Annotated in this window: 6 protein-coding genes; 3 read left to right on the forward strand and 3 right to left on the reverse strand. The window is 24.5% G+C overall.

The features are described 5' to 3' along the window. From M0D11_RS05085 to M0D11_RS05095, 3 genes are all read right to left on the reverse strand, one after another. Window positions 1-222, reverse strand: a 222-nt coding sequence (locus M0D11_RS05085; RefSeq protein WP_252320685.1) for a hypothetical protein, incomplete at its 3' end; no start/stop codon positions are given. Between the two features lie 246 nt (window positions 223-468). Then, entirely contained in the window at window positions 469-1,083 is a 615-nt protein-coding gene (gene yihA / locus M0D11_RS05090; RefSeq protein WP_252320687.1) for a ribosome biogenesis GTP-binding protein YihA/YsxC, read from the reverse strand. A gap of 69 nt (window positions 1,084-1,152) precedes the next feature. Beyond that, entirely contained in the window at window positions 1,153-1,353 is a 201-nt protein-coding gene (locus M0D11_RS05095; RefSeq protein WP_252320689.1) for a hypothetical protein, read from the reverse strand. Window positions 1,354-1,531: 178 nt separating this feature from the next. On the opposite strand from M0D11_RS05095, the gene M0D11_RS06985 reads away from it, so the two are divergent. The 3 genes from M0D11_RS06985 to M0D11_RS05105 form a co-directional block, all read left to right on the forward strand. After that, a complete protein-coding gene (locus tag M0D11_RS06985; RefSeq protein ID WP_256468440.1) occupies window positions 1,532-1,666 on the forward strand; it encodes a hypothetical protein in 135 nt (44 codons plus the stop codon). A gap of 69 nt (window positions 1,667-1,735) precedes the next feature. Next, window positions 1,736-4,447 carry a magnesium-translocating P-type ATPase gene (mgtA, locus tag M0D11_RS05100; protein WP_252320691.1) on the forward strand — a complete coding sequence of 904 codons (2,712 nt, stop codon included), beginning with the start codon at window positions 1,736-1,738 and terminating at the stop codon, window positions 4,445-4,447. Window positions 4,448-4,607: 160 nt separating this feature from the next. Next, window positions 4,608-5,580: ankyrin repeat domain-containing protein (locus tag M0D11_RS05105; protein WP_252320693.1), on the forward strand; the 973-nt coding region annotated here is incomplete at its 3' end.

A 5,580-nucleotide genomic window follows, 5' to 3' on the forward strand; every position in this document is an offset into this window, starting at 1 on the left:
ACCACCCGCAACAGTAGCAGTAACTAAAGCGCTCATTTGAGCAATAGGATTAATATATAAGGCACCACCAGCAGCACCAGTAGCAACACCTTTAGTCACTTTTATAATTTTTGCGGTTGTTCGATGTTTTGTTTTAAACTCTTTTCATTTTGTAGGTTTTTGTTCTACATTTTCTTCTGATTTTGCTTCAAGATTTTGTAAAATTTCATTTTTTATAGGCATTTCTTTTAATCTTCCTTTCAAATAAAAACTCATTTATTTTTATCAAAATAAATGAGTTAAAAACTTATATTAAATTTAATTATTATTATATTCTATTCTATACTGAATATTGATATTTTTAATAATTACAAACTATCATATACAATTTATAAATATACTGGTTTATAATCAATATAAATAAATAGATAAGAATATATACATATTAAACAACTTTTATCTTTTTTTATAGCAACAAATATTATACTATTAAGTTTCTACTTCAAATTCATCAGTATTAACATCATCTGCTAATTTACTAATTACTAAATCAATTCCTTGTTTACTAATACTAGAAAATAAAATAATAGGAGTATTAGTGCTAAGTTTTAAAGTTAATAATATTAATTTTTTATTTTTTACTAATTGACTATTTTTAACTTTATCAACTTTAGTAGCAATTAAATGAATTTTTAAATGATAATGTTGTAAATATTCCAACATATCAATATCATCTTTACTGGGTGCATGTCTTAAATCTAATAATAAAAAAACTGCTTTTAAATTTTTTCGTGACTGAAAATATTCATCCATCATTGTCGCAAATTGGATTTTTTTTTCATTTGATACTTTAGCAAAACCATAGCCAGGAACATCAACAAAGCGACAAATATTATTATTAATTGTAAAAAAATTTAGCATTTGTGTTTTACCAGGTGTTTGTGAAACTCTAGCTAACTTACCATTATTACAAATTGTATTTAAAAATGTTGATTTACCAACATTACTGCGACCAACAAAACAAAATTCAGGAATTTCATCCTGCGGCCATTGTTCTTCTTTAATAGCACTAGTTAAAAATTGTGCTTGCTTAATTCGTTCCATTTTTTACCTCTTATTCAAAAATATATTATAGTCAATAGTTAAAATTTAAACTAATTATTATTTATTATTTTAATTTTTATTAATATTAATAAAATTAGTAAAATGAATATTATCTAATGGTCATATACCAAAACCAAAAAATAATGCAGCCAAAATGATACCACCAACAATAATACAAATAGCAAGTCATTTTATAATTTTAAATAATAACATAAAACTAATAATAGCAATAGCTATTATAATAATACCAACTATTACAAATGTATTCATGTTTACCTCCTATTATTTTAATTATTAAAGTAACACGTAACATTAATTAATAATAACATAAAATAAATTTGAATATTTTATAGTAATCATCTTTTTCCTAAAATTATATAAATTAAAAAAAGTTATCTTTTTAAAGAGAAACATGTTAAAATGTCAAAGGATAAAGGAGAGTGATATCATGACTGACAGCGATTCCATTTATAATAATAAAAATAATACTAATTTAAAAATTAGTAATTTTAAAAGTGTACTTTTAAATAAAGATTCAGTCAAATATTCTCCTAGTATTTTTACTAAAAAAATATTTTTTTAGCGTGTTAATAAATTTCTAAATCCTTATTTAAAAGTCTTAAAATAAGAAAAATAAGGAGGTAAAGAAATTATGAAGATTTTTTTAAACAAAATTTATTTTAAATTACAATTTAGTTTTAAAAAACCATTAGTTTACACAAATGGTGATTATATTAAACAAATTGCACAATTTAACCAAAAACAATTACTAAAAAATTTAGATTTACATAATTTTGGTCTTAAAACAGACCAAATTGAAATAAGAAGAAAAAAATATGGTATTAATACTTTAAAAAATACAAAATTTAATTGAATTTTAGAATTTTTAAAAGCATATTTTGGACCATTCAATATAATTTTAGCAATTATTACTATCTATAATTTATTCTCATATTTTACAACAAATGATACTTCAATTTATTCATTGGTTGCCGCTATTATTGTTGGAACTATGATTTTATTAAGCGGAACCCTAATTTACATTCAATCAATACGAGCTTTTTTTATTACTAAACATTTAACAATTTTGGTCAAAAATACAACTACTGTTATTCGTAATATAAACATTAATCAAATTACTAAAGAAAACTCAATTAAAATAATTAAACAAGCACAAGAAATAAATGTTAATGAATTGTTACCTGGTGATTTAATTTATTTATCAGCTGGTGATTTAATTCCTGCTGATTTAAAAATTTTATTAAGCAACGATTTATTTATTAATCAATCATCATTAACAGGAGAATCACTACCTACTGAAAAACACACTATTAACGATCCTGCATATCAAAACTTATTTGATTTACAAAATATTTGTTTTATGGGAACAAGTGTTGTTTCTGGAAGTGCAATTGCTATTGTTATAGCAACAGCTACTAACACTTACTTCGCTACTATTGCTGATACAATAAATAAACAACGTCCATTAAGCAGTTTTTCCAAAGGAATTAAACGCGTTACTTTAATGTTAATTTGCTTTATGCTAGTAATGGTACCCATTGTGTTAATTATCAATGGCCTTTTAAAAAACGATTGACCTGCAGCATTTATTTTTTCAATTTCGGTTGCTGTTGGTTTGACTCCTGAAATGCTACCAATGATTGTTACCTCTAATCTAGCACGAGGTGCTAGTAAAATGAGTAAACAAAAAGTAGTTGTTAAACAACTAGCTGCTATTCAAAATTTAGGTGCAATTGATATTTTATGTACTGATAAAACAGGAACTTTAACTAATGATAATATTGAAGTAGTCAACCATATAACATTGAACAATAAAACAAATAATGATTTAATTAAGTTTATTTATTTAAATAGTTATTTTCAAACAGGAATAAAAAATCCAATGGATAATTCAATACTTGAATTTGGAGAAAAAAATAAATTAAAAAATATAAGTAATTATTATCAAAAAATTGATGAAATTCCTTTTGATTTTAATCGTCGTAAATTAACAGTTGTTTTAGAAGATAAATTAAATAATAAAAAATTAATTTGTAAAGGTGCAATTGAAGAAGTTATTAATACATGTAATCGTATAGTTTATCAAGATAAAGTAATACCATTAAATTCTGATTTAATGAAAATGATTAATAAAAAAATAACAAAATTAAATGAACAAGGATTACGTGTCTTAGGTGTCTCATATGAAGATACAAATCTTACTAATAATAAATATAATGAAACAAACGAAAAAAATTTAATTTTTCTTGGTTTTGTAACTTTTCTTGATACACCAAAACCTACAGCAACAAAAATGATCAAATTGCTAAAAACACATGGTGTTGATCTTAAAATATTAACTGGTGATAATGAATTAGTAACAAGAGCAATTTGTAATCGTGTTAATCTAGAAATTAAAGGATTAATTTCTGGTGAACAATTAACTGGCCTAACTGAATATGAATTAAAAAGAATTGTTGAAAATAATAATATTTTTGTTAAACTAAACCCATTACAAAAGGCAAAGATTATTCAAACTTTAAAAAGTAATGATCACGTCGTTGGTTTCATGGGTGATGGTATTAATGATGCTTTAGTATTAAGAAATGCTGATGTTGGAATTTCTGTTGATAATGCTACTGATATTGCAAAAGAAGCATCAGATATCATTTTATTAGAAAAATCATTATTAGTTTTAGAAAAAGGGATTATTGAAGGTCGTCGCATTTTTGGTAATATTTTAAAATATATTAAAATTACGATTGCTTCTAACTTTGGTAATGTCTTTAGTGTGCTAGTAGCATCAGCATGATTTGCTTTTGCACCAATGTCACTAGTACAATTATTATTTCAAAATTTATTATATGATATTTCACAATTTACTATTGCCTTTGATCGTGTTGATCCATCATTTTTATTAAAACCACAACGCTGAAATCCAAAAGGAATGTTACCATTTGCTTTTATTAATGGACCTATAAGTAGCATTTTTGATATCTCTACTTTTGCAATTTTAGGATTTGGATTTGGTGTCTTTGCTAATACTTCTGCAGAAAATATTAATATGTTCAACTCAGGATGATTTATTGAAGGTTTATTAACGCAAACATTAATAGTACAAATGTTTAGAACTGAAAAAATTCCTTTTATTCAAAGTCGTGGTACTTGACCAGTAAATATAATGGCAATTGTTATTTGTACCATTGGATTAAGTTTACCTTATACTTACATTGGTCATCAAATGAATATGGTAGGACCACCGCCAGTCTATATTCCAATTGTTTTAGGAATAATCATGACTTATTGTGTGCTAAGTCAATTAATAAAAATGGGATATATTAAAGTATTTAAAAAATGATTATAACAGCTAATTAATCTTAAAGTTTGCAATTTTAAATAGCAATTATCTATATTTACTATAGAAATAAATCTTATGCTATAATTTTTTCAAACTTAATATAAGTTTTTACCTATTTATTTTAGTTTTAAAATAAATAGGTTTTTTAATTTGATAGGAGAAAAAAATGTCTAATTTAAAAGAAATATCTAAATTAAATACAACTATAAATATTAATAAAAATGAAAAATTAATTAAAGCCGCTAAACATGATGATTTAGAATTAACCCAAACTTTATTAAAAAATAACGCTGATGTTAATTATGTAGATGAACATCGTAATAGTCCATTAACAATATCTGCTGAACATGGTAATTTAAAAATTGTTCAAACTTTATTAAAAAATAACGCTAATATTAACCATATAAATGATTTTGGTGATGATGCTTTAAGAATGGCTGCTAAAAATGGACACACAGAAGTAGTTAACACTTTATTAGCAACAAATAGTAAGATTATTAATCACAAAAATTGAATTAGTAATACTGCTCTAATATCAGCAGCACAAAATGGGCATGTAAATACAATTAAAACTTTATTAAAAAATGGTGCTTATATTAATGATACAAATATATTTGGTGATACTGCTCTAATATGAGCTACTGAAAACGGACACACAGAAACAGTTAAAGTTTTAATAACAAAAGATAATGACGTTAATAATCATGTAAACAACCTTGGTGACTCTGCTTTAATAATAGCCGCCAGAAAAGGTTATTTGGAAATAGTTAAAATTTTACTAGCATATGGTGCTAACATTAATAATGTAGATAAAAACAAAAATAGTGCTTTAATATGAGCAGCCAAAGAAGGACACCTAGATGTAGTTAACACTTTAATAAAAAATGAAATTGACCTTAATCATACAAATGACTTTAATGATAGTGCTCTAATATGAGCAGCTGAAAATGGTTATACAAAAATTGTTAACACTTTACTAGCACATGGTGCTAATATTAATCATAAAGATACAAATGATGATACTGCTCTAATATGTGCCGCCAGAAACGGACACACAGAAATAGTTAACATACTATTAACTAATAATCCTAATGTTTATGATAAAGATATAAATGGCGATACTGCTCTAATATGTGCCG

Origin of the sequence: Spiroplasma endosymbiont of Lariophagus distinguendus, from assembly GCF_023846195.1 — a bacterium.
Taxonomy (GTDB): domain Bacteria; phylum Bacillota_I; class Bacilli_A; order Mycoplasmatales; family VBWQ01; genus Spiroplasma_E.